Below are 17,620 nucleotides of genomic sequence, written 5' to 3' on the forward strand. Positions count from 1 at the left end.
CTGGATAAAGTGGCACAGGAAAATATAGTGGCACTGCAAAAGGGCACGCCGAAGCAGCAGGCTGTAAAAAGCGCGGCCGTGAGAAGCACGGCTGTAAAAAGCGCCGCGGCGGCCGTGGTAGCGAACCCGGCGGCGCCCGCGCTCAAACACGAGGCGCCAAAGCCCGAACCGTTAAGAGAGCCGGAGCCAAACCTCCTGCCTCCCGGCGGCTGCGCGCCGCCGGACCTCGCGCCTGAGGGCGCCGGCCGCAAGCGGCCGGTTCACAATGAATACGCGGTCAGGGCTTTGGTGCTGCAAGGCGGCGGCGCGCTCGGTTCGTATCAGGCAGGCGTGTACCAGGGACTGGCGGAGGCGGGCATCCAGCCTAACTGGGTGGCCGGGATTTCAATCGGCGCGTTGAACGCTGCCGTGATCGCGGGCAATGCGCCCGAGCGCAGGGTCGAGCAGTTGCGCGCTTTCTGGGACTACATCTGCCAGCAGCCGTGGCTGCCCAGCCTGCTGCCCTACGAGGTGGTCGCGGAGACCGCCGCGCACTGGCCCGATCCACTGCGCATCTGGTTCGACGGCATCGAGGCCGCGCGTGCCATCTTCGAGGGGCAGCGGGGTTTCTTCCAGCCTCGTCCGTGGACCAGCCTGGTGGAGCGCCAGTGTGGCCCCGCCAGCGCCAGCTATTACGACACCAGCCCGCTCAAAGCCACGCTGGAGCGCTTTGCCGATTTTGACCGCATCAACTCGCATCATAAGGAGACGCGCGTGTCGGTTGGCGCGGTGAATGTGCGGACCGGCAATTTCGCTTACTTCGACAACACCCGACGCAAGCTGCACGCCGAGCATTTCATGGCTTCCGGCGCTTTGCCGCCGGGATTTCCCGCGGTGGAGATCGATGGCGAGTTCTATTGGGATGGCGGCCTGGTATCCAACACGCCGCTGTCCGAAGTCCTGACCGCCCAGCCCCGGCGCGACGCGCTGATCTTCCAGGTGGACCTGTGGAGCGCGCGCGGCAAGTTGCCGCACAACCTGCTGGACGTGGCGGAGCGGCAGAAAGACATCCAGTATTCCAGCCGCACGCGCACCATCACGGATTACATGGGCGAGCAGCAGAACTACCGCCGCATGCTGAGCGAGGTGATGGCGCTGGTGCCGCAGGGGCAACGGGACAATGACTGGTACCGCAAGGCGGCGGAGTACGCATGCGATGCGCGCCGCAATGTGATCCAGCTGGTCTATCGCGACAAGACGTTTGAGGGCAACGCCAAGGATTATCAGTTTGGCTTGCTGACCATGAACGATCACTGGACCAGCGGGCTGGACGACATTCGGGAGACATTGAAGCATCCGGAGTGGCTGGCCATGCCGACGCATGAGAAGCCGTTTGTCACGCACGACATCCATCGCGGCAACGGGCATGCCTGACCCGACGCGAGGGGGCCGGGGCCGGCTTGGCCCTGGTCCCTTCGCTGCTGCCCCGCAGCCTCAGACCACCTTGAGCTTCGCCAACTCCGGCTTTCCCGGCGGATACTCGGGCTTCAGTTTCTCGAACACCGCCATCATGATCTCCGCCACCATCAGGTTCCGGTGCGTCTTCGAATTCGCGGGCACGATATACCACGGTGCTTCCGGCGTGCTGGTCGCGGCAATGGCGGCCTCGTAGGCGGTCTCGTAGTTCTTCCAGTACTGCCGCTCTTCCAGATCCTTCGGGTCGAACTTCCAGTGCTTCTGGGGATCCGCCAGCCGTGCTTCCAGCCGGGCCTTCTGCTCGTCCTTGGAAATATGCAGGAAGCATTTGACGATGGTGGTGCCGGTTTCCAGCAGCATCGTCTCGAAGGCGCGTAGCTGCTTGTAGCGGCGCTCGCATTCGGCTTCGTCGATCCACTCGTGCACCCGCGTGATCAGCACGTCTTCATAGTGGCTGCGATTGAAGACCACGATCTCACCGGCGCGCGGCACCTGGGCATGGATGCGCCACAGGTAGTCGTGCGCGAGTTCTTCGGCGGTGGGGGATTTGAACGCGACGACGCGGATGCCGAGGGGGTCGAAGCTGCGGAACACGCCGCGCACGGTGCCGTCCTTGCCGCTGGTGTCCATGCCTTGCAGCACCACCAGCAGCTTGCGCTTGTGTTCGGCGTAGAAGATGTCCTGCAGCTCGTCAAGCCTGGTGCTCAGTTCGGCAATGCGGGCCTGGTCGGTGGCTTTGTCGCCGCTGGAGAGCGGCTTGGTGCCGGCGTTGAAGTCGGCCAGGCGGAAGTTCTTGCCCGAGGTGATGCGGAAATCGGCGAGCGACATTGGCACTCCATGGAGGGCGCGGCCGTGGCTGGCCGCAAGCCCCTATGGTCAGGCAGGCAGCCGGTCCAGGTCAATGCTGCCTTCGAACACCGTGGTGGCCGGGCCGGTCATGCGTACCGACTCGCCTTCCCCGTCCCAGGCAATCGTCAGGTCCCCGCCATGGGTGTGCACCAGTACAGGCGAGTCCAGCAGGCCGCGGCGAATGCCGGCGACGACTGCCGCGCACGCGCCCGTGCCGCAGGCCAGCGTCTCGCCGGCACCGCGCTCGAACACGCGCAGGCGAATCGTATGGCGCTCCACCACCTGCATGAAGCCGGCGTTGACGCGGTTGGGAAAGCTCGCGTGATGCTCGATGATGGGGCCATCCTGCAGTACCGGGAAGGCCTCGGTGTCGTCCACCACCTGCACCGCGTGGGGATTGCCCATCGAGACGGCCGAAATCCATTCGGTGCGGCCGTTGACTTCCAGCCCGTACAGCGTATCGCGGCCTTCGGCCTTGGTCGGCAGGCCGTCGGAGCGGAATGGCACGCGCTCGGGTTCGAGTTCCGGCGCGCCCATGTCGACCGTGACCTGGCCGTCGTCCTGCAGCGTCAGCGTGATCACGCCGTTCATCACCTGCACGCGCACCGAGCGCTTGTCGGTCAGGCCGTGGTCGGTGACGAAGCGCACGAAGCAGCGCGCGCCATTGCCGCAGTGCTCCACCTCGCCGCCGTCGGCGTTGAAGATGCGGTAGCGGAAGTCGACGTCGTCCCGGGTCGGCTTCTCGACCACCAGGATCTGGTCGGCACCCACGCCGAAATGCCGGCTGGCGAGCGCGCGCCACTGCGCCGGGGTCAGGCTCAGGGTCTGGTGGATGCCGTCGAGCACGACGAAGTCGTTGCCGGCGCCGTGCATCTTGGTGAACTGGAGTTTCATAGTGCGATTGTAGTCGGGCCGTCCCGCGCTTGCTGGCGGCGTATCGAGGGTGGCGCGGGCAGCATATCTGCCTGGCGATGCCGCCGCCGCGCCCACGTGGTCAGTAGTTTTCGCGTTCGCCGTCCGGGCGGTGCTTGAAGCGCTTGTGCACCCAGTAGTACTCGGTGATGCGCGGGCGGATGCAGTCTTCGAAGAAGGCATTCATGCGCCGGGTGTCCTCGGTCACGCTGTCGCCGGGATAGTTTTCCCAAGCCGGCAGGATGCGCAGCACATAGCCCTGGTAGTCGGGCAGCATCTCGGTATAGATCGGCACCACCTTGGCACCGGCCAGCCGCGCCAGGCGGGATACGGACGTCAAGGTCAGGGCCTCCACGCCGAAGAAAGGGATGTATTCCGAGTCGCGCTCGCCGAAGTCCATGTCTGCGATCAGTTGCAGGGCCTCGCCCTTGCGCAGGCAGCGGATGATGTCGCGCGCGCTGTCGTTGCGGGCAATCATGTTGGCGCCGAAGCGCCCGCGCGCGTGCTTGAGGAAGCCGTCGAACAAGGCGTTCTTCTGCTTGGTGTACAGCGACGCGCCGGAGCGTCCCACATGCTCGCGCAGGTGGATGGTGAGGCGGATGGCGCCGGCCTCGACGCCGGACAGATGCAGCGTGACGAGGATATGGGGCGTGCCGTCCAGCGCCACCAGGTCGGCCTGGTCGTCGATCTGGACCCAGCGGCGCATCTGCGCCTCGCTGCCGGTCCAGAAGATGCCGCGCTCCGCAAAGCTGCGAAAGACGGTGCGGAAGGTCTGGCGCGAGAGCGTTTCGATCTCGGCCTCGCTCCGGTCGGGGAAGCACAGGCGCAGGTTGGTCTGCACCACGCGGCGGCGGCTGCTGGGAATCAGGTAGAGCAGGCTGCCCAGGCCTTCGCCGAAGCGCGCCACGAGCGGATAGGGGAGCTTGCCCAGCACGGTCAGCAGGCCGATGCCAAGCCAGGTAAAAATACGGCTCATTTTTGGTCGTTGGAGAGGGGTGCCGGTGCCGGTGCCGGCACCTCCAGGGGATTGCGCGAGGCGTCGGCCGCGGGCGCGCGGGGTGGCTGCGCAGGCGGCAACTCGGCGCCGCCCGGATGCTTGTACCGGTTGTAGCCCCACAGGTACTGGGTCGGGGCTTCCTTCACCAGCTTCTCGACCGCCGCGTTGATCACCGCGACGGCTTCTGCCTGGTCGTCGGGCAGCGGGTCCTTGATCAACTGCACATGGCCGACGTAGCCGGCGCCGCGCGGCAGGCGCTCGGCGAAGATCACCGCGATGGGCGCGCCCGTGAGTTGCTGCAGGCGCTGCACCAGCGTCATGGTGTAGGCCGGCTTGCCGAAAAACGGCGCCCAGGCGCCTTCGCCGCCGGTCGGGACCTGGTCGGGCAGGATGCCGATGGCCTCGCCGCGTTTGAGCGCCTTGACCAGCATGCGCACGCCGCGCGGCTGCGCCGGCGCCATGGCCAGGTTGGGGCGCGTGCGCATCTTGACGATCCAGTCGCGCAGCCAGGCCTGGTGCGGCGGCTTGTACAGCGCCGTGACCGGATGCCGCAGGGCAAATGCCTGAGGAAGCACTTCAAAGCAACCAAGATGCGGCACCAGGATGATCAGCCCGCGGCCCTGCGCCATCAGCTTGTCGAGTTCCGGCCAGAGCCGGGTGGCAAAGCCGTACATGCGGGCCTTGGGATTGCGCCGGCTCCAGAGGTAAGGCATCTCCAGGATCATGCGGCCTGTTGCGCGGGCCGCCTCGGCCAGCATCGCGTCGCTGGCATCGGGATAGGCGTGGCGCAGGTTTTCCCGCAGGCGCGTGCCATAACGTCCCGGCAAGCGTGCCGCCAGCAATCCGAGCGCGCCGCCGATGGCGTGCAGCCAGGAGAGTGGCAAACGGGAAATCAGCCAGAACAGGAAGGTCATCGAATTACGATAGCGGCCCGGCGGGCCGGGTAGGTCATTAATGTTTTGCCGGGCGCTGCCGTTAGTGGGGCATTCAAAATGAATCTCGTGTTGTTACGGGGCCCACCGCACGGCTTGCACTGCCTGCAGGCTTCGCGCCAGGCGCGCAAGCGCGTCGCTCATGCGGGTGGCGCGGCCTGGCCGCGACAGCGTCCGGTATTTGGCAGGCGTGCCAGATAACCGGGGCGCTGCAGCGTAGCTTGCAGGCGCGTATAATAGCGCGTATCGCCGAGTTAACTGACAACTTGCGGGGCGATACCGTTCTACCGGAACGGCATGAAAATACCGCTAAAGCGTCGCCGCCCGGGCTTTGAGGTTGGCGCGCAATAGCCAAACCTGGAGAAAAGTTCGTGGCAAACGACTTCTTGTTCACTTCGGAATCCGTCTCCGAAGGCCATCCCGATAAGGTCGCAGACCAAATTTCCGACGCTGTCCTCGATGCCATCCTGGCCCAGGACAAGTACGCGCGCGTTGCCGCTGAAACGCTGTGCAACACCGGCCTGGTTGTCCTCGCGGGGGAAATCACCACGACCGCCAACGTCGATTACATCCAAGTCGCGCGCGACACCATCAAGCGCATCGGCTACGATAACACCGAATATGGCATCGACTACAAGGGTTGTGCAGTGCTGGTCGCTTACGACAAGCAATCACCTGACATCGCCCAGGGCGTGGACCGCGCCTCCGACGACTACCTGAACCAGGGCGCCGGCGACCAGGGCCTGATGTTCGGCTACGCCTGCGATGAAACGCCGGAGCTGATGCCCTTCCCGATCTATTATTCGCACCGCCTGGTCGAGCGCCAGTCGCAGCTGCGCCGCGACGGACGCCTGCCCTGGCTGCGTCCGGACGCCAAGTCGCAGGTGACCGTGCGTTACGTCGACGGCCGTCCGCACAGCGTGGATACCGTGGTGCTGTCGACCCAGCACTCGCCGGATATCACCCAGGCGCAGATCCGCGAAGCCGTGATCGAGGAAATCATCAAGCCGGTGCTGCCGGCCGAGATGCTCAAGGACACCAAGTACCTGGTCAACCCGACCGGCCGCTTTGTCATCGGCGGCCCGCAAGGCGATTGCGGCCTGACCGGCCGCAAGATCATCGTCGACACCTATGGCGGCGCTTCGCCCCACGGTGGCGGTGCTTTCTCGGGCAAGGATCCGTCCAAGGTCGACCGCTCGGCTGCCTATGCTGCCCGCTACGTCGCCAAGAACATCGTCGCCGCCGGCCTGGCGCGCCAGTGCCAGGTGCAGGTCAGCTACGCCATCGGCGTGGCCCGCCCGATCAACGTGACGGTGTACACCGAAGGCACCGGCAAGATCTCCGACGAGGCGATCGCCGCGCTGGTGCAAGAGCACTTCGACCTGCGCCCGAAGGGCATCGTGCAAATGCTCGACCTGCTGCGCCCGATCTACGAGAAGACCGCTGCCTATGGCCACTTTGGCCGCGAAGAGCCGGAGTTCTCGTGGGAAGCGACCGACAAGGTCGCACTGCTGCGCGCCGCTGCCGGCCTGTAAGGCTGCCGCGAACCTGGCATCGGAAGAACACCGCCCAAGGCGGTGTTTTTTTTCGCCCCCGGGGTGGCGTTCCGGGCTTGCTGTCGCCTTGTCCTGGATCAACCGGGGGAGGGCGGGGCGTGGCGCGCCACGGCCGCGAGGGTAGAATCCCGGGATGGCAAAGCGGCCCGGCGAGTGGCGTTTTGTTATCCTGGCGCGGCGCGCGCATGCGCGCTCAAGACCGCCGGAGCCCGCATACCGAGGATGCCCATGTCACTTGATTCGACCCTTACAACTTCCACGCCCGGCCCGGCCACTGCGCCCGCGTTCAACCTGATCCGGCCACAGCCCTATACCGAGTGGGCCCCGCAGGTCGATGCCGATACCAAGGCCGGGCTGCGCCGCGAGCTGGAGCAGGGCGCCGTGCTGTTCTTCCCGCAGTTGCGCTTCCGGTTCGAGCCTGGCGAAGAGCGCTTCCTGGATAGCCGCTGGTCGGATGGCAAGTCAAAGAACATCAACCTGCGCGCCAACGACCAGGCCGTGCGCGGCGCGACGGGCGGCGAACAGGACCTGCAGGACCTGTACCAGTTGATTCGCCGCTATGCCGAGTACAGCGAGAAGCTGGTGCTCAGCCTGTTCCCGGAATATGGCCCGCATATGGTGCGCGCCGGCACCTCACTGCGCCCGAGCGAGATCGCCGGGCGGCCGGTGAGCTGGCGCAAGGACGACACGCGCCTGCATGTGGACTCCTTCCCGTCCAACCCCATGCTGGGCCAGCGGCTGCTGCGCGTGTTCCACAACATTGACCCGCAGGCGCCGCGCGTGTGGCGGGTGGGTGAGCCATTTGGCGATTTCGCCAAGCGTTTTGTGCCGAAGACCAAGGGCATGTGGCCGGGTCAGGCGCGGGTGATGGAGATGCTGCATATCACCAAGCGCCGGCGCTCCGAGTACGACCATCGGATGCTGCAACTGCATGATCTGGCCAAGGCCGACCTGGAGTATCAGGCCAATGTGCCGCAGCAGGAATTTCATTTCCCGCCGGGCTCGACGTGGATCGTGTTCAGCGACCAGGTGCTGCATGCAGCTATGCGAGGGCGGGCCATGATGGAGCAGACTTATTACCTGTCGCCGAAAGCGATCTCGGACCATACGCATTCGCCGGAGGCGGTGCTGGCGCGGATGCTGGGGCGGCCGATGGTGGTGGGGTGAGGGTGCAGTGGGCTTGACGGAAAGGGCAACTGCAACTGCAACTGCCTGACTTCAAAGGCCTAAAGTCAAAGGCAGTTTCACCTCCCCTGCGGGGAGGCGACCTACTTTCTTGGCTCGCCAAGAAAGTAGGCAAAGAAGGCGCGCCATAACGGGAGATGAAAACCTTGACGGCTCGCTGCGCATCGCGCGTGGGTGATTTCCGCCTGGTGGCGGAAATCACGGCTACACCGAGTGATGCTTCGACCCTACCGCTGGTTTGCTCCCCTCTCCCACTTGTGGGAGAGGGGCCGGAGCGACAGCCGTCGTCATGGCGCGCGGCTTTGGCCCGTTCGGCGGCTTCGTTCCACGCCGCAGGTTTTCCTTGTCATTCAGCGCATCAGCAACTTGATCATCGTTTCAAAGCGTTTCCCATAAGGCGGCTTCAGCAGCCCGGCGCCATTGATGCCGGACTGGCGGAAGATCGGCTTGAGCTTGGAGAAGGTCTCAAAGCCAGCCTGGCCGTGATACGCGCCCATGCCGCTGGGCCCCACCCCGCCAAAGGGGAGGTTTTCCTGGGCAATGTGCAGCAGCGTTTCGTTGATGCTGACGCCGCCCGCGACGGTCTGCGCCATCACGTGGTCGATCTTGCGGCGGTCTTTCTCGAACAGGTAGAGCGCCAGCGGGCGTGGGCGGGCGTTGATGTAGTCGATGGCCTCTTCCAGCGTGCGGTAGGTCACCAGCGGCAGGACCGGGCCGAAGATCTCTTCGTGCATCACGGTGGTGTCGGCGGGCACGTCCAGCAGCAGGACCGGGGCCAGCCGGCGGCGCTCCGGGTCCGAGGGCACTTGTGACAGCGGCACCACGCGCGCGCCGGCGCGGGCTGCGTCGCCAACCAGGCTGTCGAGCCGGGCGAAGTGCCGGGGGCTGATGATGGTGGTGTAATCGGGGTTGCCGGCATGGCCGGGGTGGCCCGGCGGGTCGGGGTAGAGCCGGGCGGCGCAGGCGCGTGCGGCTTCGACGAAGGGCTCGCGCAGCGCTTCGGGCAGCAGCACATAGTCCGGCGCGATGCAGGTCTGGCCGGCGTTGAGCAGCTTGCCCACCAGGATGCGTTCGACCGCGCGCTCCAGGTCCGCGCCGGGGCCGACGATGGCCGGCGACTTGCCTCCCAGCTCCAGCGTGACCGGCGTGAGATTGGCCGCCGCCGCGCGCATCACATGGTGGCCGACCTGGGTTGACCCGGTAAACAGCAGGTGATCGAAGGGCAGGGCGGAAAAGGCGCTCGCCACTTGCGCGTCGCCATTGACCACCGTGACTTCGTCGGCGGCGAAGGCCTGCTGCGCCAGGTGCGCGAACAGCGCGGCGAAGCGCGGGGTGTACTCGGAGAGCTTGACCATGGCGCGGTTGCCCGCGACTAGCGCGCCCGCCAGCGGGCCCACGGTCAGGTAGAGCGGGTAGTTCCACGGCACCACGATGCCGATCACGCCCAGCGGCTGCGGCATCAGCCGCGACGTGGCGGGCTTGAACCACAGCCCGGTGCGAACCCGCCGCACCCGCATCCAGCGCTTGCCGTGACGCAGTGCATCGTCGATCCCGGCCACGCTGGGAAAGGCTTCGAGCAACGCGGTTTCCTGGCGCGGGCGGTTGCCGAAGTCGGCGCTGATGGCTTGCGAGATCTCGTCCATGTGCTCGGTCACCAGCGTGCGCAGGCGCCGCAGCCGGTCGGCGCGCACTTCCCAGGCCGGAGCCTGGTCGCGCCGCGAGGCGGCGCGCATGGCGTCGAATACGGATGACATCGCGGGCACTTCTCTCATGTCGCGCTCTCCTTGGGGTCGTGCGCTGCCCTTGGCGCGCGCGGCGTTTAGATCCCCGCACCATATGCCATGCGGCTGCGGCTGACAATGGAGGCCGGCCACTAGCCGCGTGCTTCAAACAACTGTATTCCACGCCCCTTCCATCGTCCTTTCCAGTGCCCCGGCAAAGCCCTACACTGATTTCGCGGCATGCACTCGGCGTGCCAGCCAGACCGGGTTGGCCGGCATGCGCGGCCCGCCCCGAAGCGTTCGGCGCGACCCCGGCACACTGACCTCGGACCAGGCGGGGAGACGGATGGAAACCACCTTTGACTATCTCGTCGTTGGCGGCGGTTCGGCGGGGTGTGCCCTGGCCGGGCGGCTGGCCGACAGCGGCAGCGACAGCGTGGCGGTGCTCGAGACCGGCGGCCACGATCACCATGTGCTGGTGTCGACGCCGGCGGGCTGCGCGGTAATGCTACCGCGCGCCGGCAGCCATAATTACGGCTACCGCACTGTGCCGCAGCCCGGGCTGAACGGGCGCCGCGGCTACCAGCCGAGCGGGCGGGGCCTGGGGGGCAGTTCCTCGCTCAATGCCATGATCTATACGCGGGGCACGCCGGCCGACTACGACCGCTGGGCCTCGGCCGGCTGCGACGGCTGGGCCTGGGACGATGTGCTGCCCTATTTCCGCCGGGCCGAATGCAACGAGCGCGTGGCCGGGCGCGATGACGATCCCTTGCACGGCGGCAGCGGCCCGCTTCATGTGTCGGACCTGCGCACGCCCAATCCCTTTGGCCAGCGCTTTATCGAGGCGGCCCAGCAGGCCGGCTATCGCCGCAACGACGACTTCAACGGCGTGGACCAGGAGGGCGCTGGCTGGTACCAGGTGACCCAGCATGGCGGCGAGCGCTGGAACGCCGCGCGCGCCTACCTGCACCGAGGCGACGCCGCCGACCGCGCCAGCAACGGCGGGCGCGACAACCTGCATGTGATGACGGGCGCGCAGGTGCTGCGCGTCGAGTTCGAGGGCCGCCACGCAGTGGGCGTGACGGTGCGGCTGGATGGCCGCGAGACCCTGTTGCGGGCACGCCGCGAGGTGATCGTGTCGGCCGGCGCGTTCGGTTCGCCGCAACTGCTGATGGTGTCGGGCGTCGGACCTGCCTCGCATCTGCGCGAGCTAGGCATTCCCCTGGTGCACGACCTGCCGGGCGTCGGCGCTAATCTGCAGGACCATCTGGACATCATCGTGCATAAGCGCGTGGCGGCGTCCGAGCTGTTCGGCGTGTCTGTTGGCGGCGCGTTTCGCCTGCTGGCCGAGATCCTGCGCTACCGGCGCGAGCGCACTGGCATGCTGACTTCCAACTTTGCCGAGGCCGGCGCCTTCCTGAAAAGCCACGCCGGGCTGGACGAGCCGGACCTGCAGCTGCATTTCGTGGTCGGCATGGCCGATGACCATATGCGCCGCATCCGCCTGGGCCATGGCTACTCCTGCCACGTTTGCGTGCTGCGCCCGAAAAGCCGGGGCGAGGTACGGCTGGCTTCGCCCGATATCCGCGAGGCGCCGGTGATCGACCCGTGCTTCCTGTCGGACCCGCGGGATCTCGACGGCCTGGTGGCCGGCGTGCGGATCGTGCGCCGCATCCTGGCCCAGCCGCAACTGGCGGCGTTCGGCGGCAAGGAGCTGTATTCGGCGCACTTGCCGGCCGATGGCGGCGACGACAGTGCGATCCGCGCCATGATCCGCGCCCATGCCGACACCATCTACCATCCCGTCGGGACGTGCCGCATGGGCATGGACGAATATGCGGTGGTCGACCCGCAGCTGCGCGTGCGGGGCGTGGAAGGCTTGCGCGTGGTGGATGCGTCGATCATGCCGACGCTGATTGGGGGCAATACCAATGCGCCGGCCATCATGATCGGCGAGCGCGCGCATGACCTGATCCGGCACGGTCCTCGGGTGGTATTGCGGATGGCGGAGATATTGGCGGTGTAAGGGGCGGGGATCCGCCCTCACACCCGTGCTCAGATTGTCGCCAGGCGGAAGGTCGATACCGTATCGCGCAGCTTGCCGGCCTGGTCATCCAGCGACTGCGCGGCGGCTGCCGCTTCTTCCACCAGCGCGGCATTCTGCTGGGTGACCTCGTCCATCTGGCCCACGGCCTGGTTGACCTGCTCGATGCCCGCGCTCTGCTCATCGGAGGCCGCGGCGATCTCGGCGATGATGTCCGACACGCGCTTCACCGCATTCTGGACTTCGCTCATCGTCTTGCCGGCATCCTCGGCCTGCGCCGAGCCGGTGCGCACGGTGTTGACCGAGCTGTCGATCAGGTCCTTGATTTCCTTGGCGGCGCTGGAAGAGCGCTGCGCCAGGCTGCGCACCTCGCCCGCCACCACCGCGAAGCCCCGGCCTTGCTCGCCGGCGCGCGCGGCTTCCACCGCGGCATTGAGCGCCAGGATGTTGGTCTGGAAGGCGATGCCCTCGATCAGGCTGGTGATCTCCGCGATGCGGTTGGAACTGGTGCTGATCGCGCCCATGGTTTGCACCATCTGCTGCACGGCGGTGCTGCCGTGCTCGGCCACGCTGGCGGCGTTGCCGGCCAGGCCGCTGGCCTGGCGCGCGTTGTCGGCGTTCTGGCGCACGGTGGTGGTCAGCTCTTCCATGCTCGATGCGGTCTGCTCCAGCGAGGCAGCCTGCTGCTCGGTCCGCGCCGACAGATCGGTATTGCCCGCGGCGATCTGGCGTGCCGCCACGCCGACGGATTCCGTCGAATGGCGCACTTCGCGCAGCGCCACCGCCACGCGTTCCAGCAGGCGGTTGAAGGCGGCCGCGGTACGGCCAATCTCGTCCATGCGTCCGACCGGCGCGCGGCGTTCGAGGTCAAGCGACTCGCTGACGTATTCCAGGGTGTGCTCGATCTCGGCCAGGCTGCCGCGGATACGGCGGTACAGGGTGGCGGCGAGGAAACCGGTCACCAGCACCGCCATGGCGATGATCGCCGAGAACGCCGTTACCGCCGTGTGGTATTGCGCGCGGTTGCTCGTCACGGCATGGTCGCCCAGGTCGCCGTTATAGGTAATGTGATCGTCGATCGCTTTGCGCAAGGCAATCGACGCATCGTTCAGCTCGCCGCTCACCAGCATGTCCCGGACTGCGCCGAAGTCGTTGGCGCGCGATTTCTCCAGCATGGCGGCACGCCCTTCGCGGTAGCGCTTGAGCGCGGCGCGGTCGGCGTCGAGCATCTTGCGATCGGTATCGTCGCTGATGTCGTCGCGCTCGTACTTGGCGGCCGTGGCGTCGAACTTCTCGTCAGCGCGAGCCAGCGCCGCTTCGGCCTCACTCTTGGCCTTGGCATCATCGCTCATGGCGTGCTGGTAGAGCGCGATGCGCATGGCGTTGACGTTGTCCTTGAGGCTGCCAAGGGTGCGCACGCTGCCCAGGGTGTTGTTGTTGAAGTACTCGAAGCGCTGCTCCGACTGGCTGAGCTGCCAGATGCCGCCAAGGCCGACCACGAGCAAGGCGAGTAAGGCTAGGGATAAGGAAAGCAGCAGGCGTTGGCTGATGTTCATGTCGGGATGTCGGCACCCCGCATGGCAGGGCGCTCCGCTGATGAGTAAAGGGGATGAAAGGGGATTAATGGGCACCTATGTATTAAATGTATGCCCTTAGTGTCATAGGGTTTACGGCAGGTCTTGTCCCAGTTGTAGCGGGGGAGGCAAATTAATATGTGGAGGGGTTTGGCGAGCCTTGGGGGGAGGCCCAGCAGCAGGCGCGAGCGCCGCCACGAGCAGACGCGATGCCACCACGCGCCGGCATGCCGGCGCGTTGCCGTGCTATCTGCCAGGGGCCGCCAGTGGTCCAGGCGCTTTGATGCGCCGGTGGCGTCAGGCCGGCCAGGCGCGCGCCACCACGCTTGCCAGCCCGGCGTCATCGCCCTCCAGCGTGCCGAACACGCGGCCGTGCTGGCGTCCCAGCCGGCTGGCGACGAAGCGCCCGGCATCGTCAGCATCGGCGTGGGCGAGCATCAGCGCCGCCTGCGCGGTCAGCACCAGGCCCTGGGCAAAGCGCCGCGCGCCGGCTTCCAGGTGATCCGGCGCGTCGCGCAGCATCGCCTGCAGCGAGGCGAGTTCGGCCCGCACCGCCGGATGGCCGCCGGCGCGCCGGGCGAGGTCCTGCAACAGCCGGGCGGCGTCCTCGGGGTTGCGCTGGAGCGCGCGCAGCACGTCCAGGCACATGATGTTGCCGGAGCCCTCCCAGATCGAGTTGACCGGCGCCTCGCGGTACAGCCGCGCCATCGGGCCCTCCTCGACGTAGCCATTGCCGCCCCACACTTCCATGGCTTCGCCGGTGACCTCGATGGCGCGCTTGCAGATCCAGAACTTGGCCGCCGGCGTGACGATGCGCTTCCACGCGGCGGCCAGCGGATCGGCATCGGCGCGCTCGAAAGCGTGCGCCAGCTCCATCATGAGCAGGGTGGCGGCCTGGCTTTCCAGCGCCAGGTCGGCCAGCACATTGCGCATCAGCGGCTGGTCCGCCAGCAGGCGGCCGAAGGCCATGCGGTGCCGCGCGTGGTGGATGGCCTGCACCAGCGCCGCGCGGATGATGGCGGCGCTGCCGATCACGCAGTCCAGCCGGGTATAGGTGGCCATTTCGATGATGGTCGGGATGCCGCGGCCTTCCTCGCCGATCAGGATGCCAGTGGCCTCAAGGAATTCCACTTCGCTGCTGGCGTTGGAGCGGTTGCCCAGCTTGTCCTTGAGGCGCTGGATCTGGACCGGGTTCTTGCTGCCGTCGTCGCGAAAGCGCGGCACGAAGAAGCAGGACAGTGGCCCGTCCTCGGCGCCCATGCGCGCCACCACCAGGTGGGCATCGCACATCGGCGCGGAGAAAAACCACTTGTGGCCGGTGAGCGCGTACTCGGCGCCGCGGCCCTCGCCGCGCACAGGGCGTGCGACGGTGGTGTTGCTGCGCACATCGGAGCCGCCCTGCTTTTCCGTCATGCCCATGCCGATCATCACGGCGTGCTTGTCGCGCCAGGGCAGGTCGCGCGGATCGTGCTCGGTGGCGAACAGCTTCGGCCCCAGTTGCGCGAACAGCGACGCTTCCTTCTGCAGCACCGGGATGCTGGCGAAGGTCATGGTGGGCGGGCACAAGGATCCGGACTCGGCCTGCGCCTGCAGAAAGTAGCCCGCCGCGCGCGCCACCCACGCGCCGTCGCGGGGCTGCGCGAACGGCAGCGCCTGCAACTGCTGGCTGCGCAGCAAGGCCAGCAACGCATGCCATGCGGGCGGAAATTCCACTTCGTCGATGCGCTCGCCGGTGCGGCTATGCGTATGCAGTTCCGGCGAGTGGCGATTGGCCTCGGCCGCCCACTGCTGCACATCGGGTTTGCCCAGGCGGGCGCCGAAGACATCCAGCGCACCGGCGTGCCAACCGCCGCCAAGCCGTTCCAGCGCGGCCCGCAACGCGGGATCGCCGGTGAACAGGTTGTAGTCGGTCAGGTCCGGGACCTGGTTGAACACGCGGTGGGTGGCGGCTTCGGTCATGAGGTCTCCTGTGCAGTCTTCTGCGAGCGTTGCGCATGGGCATGTCTGATTGCATGGTAGAGCAAGCGGCGGGCTATGTGCTGGGGCGGCAAGCCCCGCAAAGGGGCTTGCCCGGAGTGCCGGGGCCAGCGCTTGACCGTCGTCCTGCACTGCAACAAGGGGATAAGCCCACTGAAACGCACGACACTCCAGATTGAAACAGGGGTGGTCAAGCTCCAAGCCTTGTGCTTAAATTCACCCCGTTGGATGAAACAGGGGTGCCGTACGGATGGGCCGTGCGGCTGAGAGAGTCCCTTCGAACCCGATCCGGCTAGTACCGGCGTGGGAAGTTTCATGGTTACCGAACAGCTCCTGCCTTCTCCAAGGCACATGACCCGGCCACACCGCCGCGGCCATGCTCACAGGGCTCCTGGTTTCGTCCATCCCCGCAAGAGAGAGGACGACACCCATGGCCCGCACAAATACCGCCCCCGCCGCATCTTTCGAGTCGCTTGAAACCGATCTCGACAAAAAGTTTGCCTATCCGGCATCCAGCAAGACCTACCTGACCGGCAGCCGCCCCGATATCCGCGTGCCGCTGCGCACGATCCTGCAGACGTCCACGCGCACGGACAAGGGCGAGATGTCCAATCCGCCGATTCCCGTGTACGACACCTCGGGCCCGTACAGCGATCCGGACATCCATATCGACCTGAAGTCGGGCCTGCCGTCGGTTCGCGGCAAGTGGATCGAAGAGCGCGGCGACACCGAAGTGCTGCCCGGCCTGTCGTCGGAATATGGCCTGGCGCGCGCCGCCGATCCGGCCACCGCCCACCTGCGCTTTGCCCAGCTGACCAACCCGCGCCGCGCCAAGGCCGGCGCCAATGTGTCGCAGATGCACTATGCGCGCCGCGGCATCATCACGCCCGAGATGGAATACGTGGCGCTGCGCGAGTCGCTGAACCTGCAGGCGCTGTACGACAAGCCCGAATACAAGGCGCTGCTGCGCCAGCACCCCGGCAATGCGCTGGGTGCGTCGCTGCCGCTGCGTCCGGAAGACATGACGCCGGAATTCGTGCGCCGCGAAATCGCCTCCGGCCGCGCGATCATTCCCGCCAACATCAACCACACCGAGCTGGAGCCGATGGCGATCGGGCGCAATTTCCGCGTCAAGATCAACGGCAACCTGGGCAACTCTGCCGTGACGTCGTCGCTGGCCGAGGAAGTGGAAAAGATGGTGTGGTCAATCCGCTGGGGCGCCGACACCATCATGGACCTGTCCACCGGCAAGCACATCCACGAAACCCGTGAATGGATCCTGCGCAACTCGCCGGTGCCCATCGGCACGGTGCCCATCTACCAGGCCCTGGACAAGACCGGCGGAGTCGCCGAGGACCTGACCTGGGAAATGTTCCGCGACACGCTCGTCGAGCAGGCCGAGCAGGGCGTGGACTACTTCACCATCCACGCCGGCGTGCTGCTGCGCTATGTGCCGATGACCGCGGACCGCGTCACCGGCATCGTCTCGCGCGGTGGCTCGATCATGGCCAAGTGGTGCCTGGCGCATCACAAGGAAAACTTCCTGTACACGCACTTCGACGAGATCTGCGAAATCATGAAGGCGTACGACGTGTCGTTCAGCCTCGGCGATGGCCTGCGTCCCGGCTGTATCGCGGACTCCAACGACGACGCCCAGTTTGGTGAGCTGCGCACGCTCGGCGAGCTGACCGACAAGGCCTGGAAGCACGATGTGCAGGTCATGATCGAAGGCCCGGGCCACGTGCCGCTGCAACGCATCCAGGCCAATATGGATGAAGAGCTCAAGCACTGCTTTGAGGCCCCGTTCTACACGCTCGGACCGCTGGTGACCGACATCGCCCCTGGCTACGACCACATCACCAGCGGCATCGGCGCGGCCAACATCGGCTGGATGGGCACGGCCATGCTGTGCTACGTCACGCCGAAGGAACACCTGGGCCTGCCGGACAAGGAAGACGTGCGCGAAGGCATCATCACCTACAAGATCGCTGCCCACGCAGCCGACCTTGCCAAGGGCTGGCCCGGCGCGCAACTACGCGACAACGCGTTGTCCAAGGCGCGCTTCGAGTTCCGCTGGGAAGACCAGTTCAACCTCGGCCTGGACCCGGAACGCGCGCGTTCGTACCACGACGCCACGCTGCCGGCCGAAGGCGCCAAGATCGCGCATTTCTGCTCGATGTGCGGTCCCAAGTTCTGCTCGATGAAGATCACGCAGGAAGTGCGCGACTACGCCGCCTCGCTCAAGCCCGAAGCCGAGCAAGGCATGCAGGAAAAGTCGATCGAGTTCGTCAAGAGCGGCAGCAAGATCTACTCGTAAGGCGTAAGACCATGGTGCGGCGCATGCCCGTGCAGCGCCGCACGCGAAGTACCGTGCCCCTTCCCCGAAGGGGCGCGCCATGACTTATAGGAGGCCGGTGC

At 66.5% G+C, this 17,620-nt stretch carries 12 protein-coding genes and 1 riboswitch; of the genes, 5 read left to right on the forward strand and 7 right to left on the reverse strand.

Annotation, left to right across the window (positions count from 1 at the left end; all coding sequences use genetic code 11):
• Nucleotides 1-195: 195 nt before the first annotated feature.
• Entirely contained in the window at nt 196-1,413 is a 1,218-nt protein-coding gene (locus ACYP5B_RS49455) for a DUF3734 domain-containing protein (protein WP_400101175.1), read from the forward strand.
• A 60-nt stretch (nt 1,414-1,473) separates the two neighbouring features.
• Here ACYP5B_RS49455 and ACYP5B_RS49460 read toward each other — a convergent pair whose 3' ends face one another.
• The 4 genes from ACYP5B_RS49460 to ACYP5B_RS49475 all read right to left on the reverse strand — a co-directional run bounded on the left by ACYP5B_RS49460 (nt 1,474) and on the right by ACYP5B_RS49475 (nt 5,127).
• Complete coding sequence (locus tag ACYP5B_RS49460) at nt 1,474-2,283, reverse strand: polyphosphate kinase 2 family protein (protein ID WP_318234663.1); 810 nt, start codon at nt 2,281-2,283, stop codon at nt 1,474-1,476.
• A gap of 48 nt (nt 2,284-2,331) precedes the next feature.
• Entirely contained in the window at nt 2,332-3,198 is an 867-nt protein-coding gene (gene dapF, locus ACYP5B_RS49465; protein WP_267605247.1) for a diaminopimelate epimerase, read from the reverse strand.
• Between the two features lie 100 nt (nt 3,199-3,298).
• Nucleotides 3,299-4,192, reverse strand: a complete 894-nt coding sequence (locus tag ACYP5B_RS49470; protein ID WP_267605248.1) for a lipid A biosynthesis lauroyl acyltransferase — start codon at nt 4,190-4,192, stop codon at nt 3,299-3,301.
• Nucleotides 4,189-5,127 (reverse strand): lysophospholipid acyltransferase family protein, encoded by a 939-nt coding sequence (locus ACYP5B_RS49475; RefSeq protein WP_459574772.1) that lies wholly within the window; start codon nt 5,125-5,127, stop codon nt 4,189-4,191. Before ACYP5B_RS49475 ends, ACYP5B_RS49470 begins: the two co-directional genes overlap by 4 nt.
• A gap of 389 nt (nt 5,128-5,516) precedes the next feature.
• On the opposite strand from ACYP5B_RS49475, the gene metK reads away from it, so the two are divergent.
• The gene (gene metK / locus ACYP5B_RS49480; protein ID WP_267605249.1) at nt 5,517-6,680 is read left to right on the forward strand and encodes a methionine adenosyltransferase; all 1,164 of its coding nucleotides are present in this window, start codon (nt 5,517-5,519) and stop codon (nt 6,678-6,680) included.
• A 249-nt stretch (nt 6,681-6,929) separates the two neighbouring features.
• Nucleotides 6,930-7,868: a Kdo hydroxylase family protein gene (locus ACYP5B_RS49485; RefSeq protein ID WP_459574775.1), complete on the forward strand. Its 939-nt coding sequence runs from the start codon at nt 6,930-6,932 to the stop codon at nt 7,866-7,868.
• A 368-nt stretch (nt 7,869-8,236) separates the two neighbouring features.
• On the opposite strand, the gene ACYP5B_RS49490 is transcribed toward ACYP5B_RS49485, so the two are convergent.
• Nucleotides 8,237-9,658: a coniferyl aldehyde dehydrogenase gene (locus tag ACYP5B_RS49490; RefSeq protein WP_459574777.1), complete on the reverse strand. Its 1,422-nt coding sequence runs from the start codon at nt 9,656-9,658 to the stop codon at nt 8,237-8,239.
• Nucleotides 9,659-9,953: 295 nt separating this feature from the next.
• Between ACYP5B_RS49490 and ACYP5B_RS49495 the strand changes: the two genes are divergently transcribed.
• Nucleotides 9,954-11,633, forward strand: coding sequence for a GMC family oxidoreductase (locus ACYP5B_RS49495; RefSeq protein WP_318234667.1), 1,680 nt, complete (start codon nt 9,954-9,956; stop codon nt 11,631-11,633).
• Nucleotides 11,634-11,662: 29 nt separating this feature from the next.
• Here the strand turns inward: ACYP5B_RS49495 and ACYP5B_RS49500 are convergent, their stop codons facing one another.
• Nucleotides 11,663-13,207: a methyl-accepting chemotaxis protein gene (locus ACYP5B_RS49500; RefSeq protein ID WP_459574778.1), complete on the reverse strand. Its 1,545-nt coding sequence runs from the start codon at nt 13,205-13,207 to the stop codon at nt 11,663-11,665.
• A gap of 315 nt (nt 13,208-13,522) precedes the next feature.
• Complete coding sequence (locus ACYP5B_RS49505) at nt 13,523-15,184, reverse strand: acyl-CoA dehydrogenase family protein (RefSeq protein ID WP_459574779.1); 1,662 nt, start codon at nt 15,182-15,184, stop codon at nt 13,523-13,525.
• Between the two features lie 243 nt (nt 15,185-15,427).
• Nucleotides 15,428-15,529, forward strand: a riboswitch (TPP riboswitch).
• 103 nt (nt 15,530-15,632) lie between these two features.
• Between ACYP5B_RS49505 and thiC the strand changes: the two genes are divergently transcribed.
• Nucleotides 15,633-17,519 carry a phosphomethylpyrimidine synthase ThiC gene (thiC, locus tag ACYP5B_RS49510; RefSeq protein WP_267605254.1) on the forward strand — a complete coding sequence of 629 codons (1,887 nt, stop codon included), beginning with the start codon at nt 15,633-15,635 and terminating at the stop codon, nt 17,517-17,519.
• Nucleotides 17,520-17,620 lie beyond the last annotated feature (101 nt).

It is taken from the genome of Cupriavidus sp. 8B, assembly GCF_054589115.1.

Bases quoted from the DNA above. Each gene is read 5' to 3' on its own strand.
- ACYP5B_RS49485 (WP_459574775.1), top strand. From the start codon at position 6,930: ATGTCACTTGATTCGACCCTTACAACTTCCACGCCCGGCCCGGCCACT.
- ACYP5B_RS49470 (WP_267605248.1), bottom strand. From the start codon at position 4,192: ATGAGCCGTATTTTTACCTGGCTTGGCATCGGCCTGCTGACCGTGCTG.
- ACYP5B_RS49460 (WP_318234663.1), bottom strand. From the start codon at position 2,283: ATGTCGCTCGCCGATTTCCGCATCACCTCGGGCAAGAACTTCCGCCTG.
- thiC (WP_267605254.1), top strand. From the start codon at position 15,633: ATGGCCCGCACAAATACCGCCCCCGCCGCATCTTTCGAGTCGCTTGAA.
- ACYP5B_RS49505 (WP_459574779.1), bottom strand. From the start codon at position 15,184: ATGACCGAAGCCGCCACCCACCGCGTGTTCAACCAGGTCCCGGACCTG.
- dapF (WP_267605247.1), bottom strand. From the start codon at position 3,198: ATGAAACTCCAGTTCACCAAGATGCACGGCGCCGGCAACGACTTCGTC.
- ACYP5B_RS49500 (WP_459574778.1), bottom strand. From the start codon at position 13,207: ATGAACATCAGCCAACGCCTGCTGCTTTCCTTATCCCTAGCCTTACTC.
- ACYP5B_RS49490 (WP_459574777.1), bottom strand. From the start codon at position 9,658: ATGAGAGAAGTGCCCGCGATGTCATCCGTATTCGACGCCATGCGCGCC.
- ACYP5B_RS49475 (WP_459574772.1), bottom strand. From the start codon at position 5,127: ATGACCTTCCTGTTCTGGCTGATTTCCCGTTTGCCACTCTCCTGGCTG.
- ACYP5B_RS49495 (WP_318234667.1), top strand. From the start codon at position 9,954: ATGGAAACCACCTTTGACTATCTCGTCGTTGGCGGCGGTTCGGCGGGG.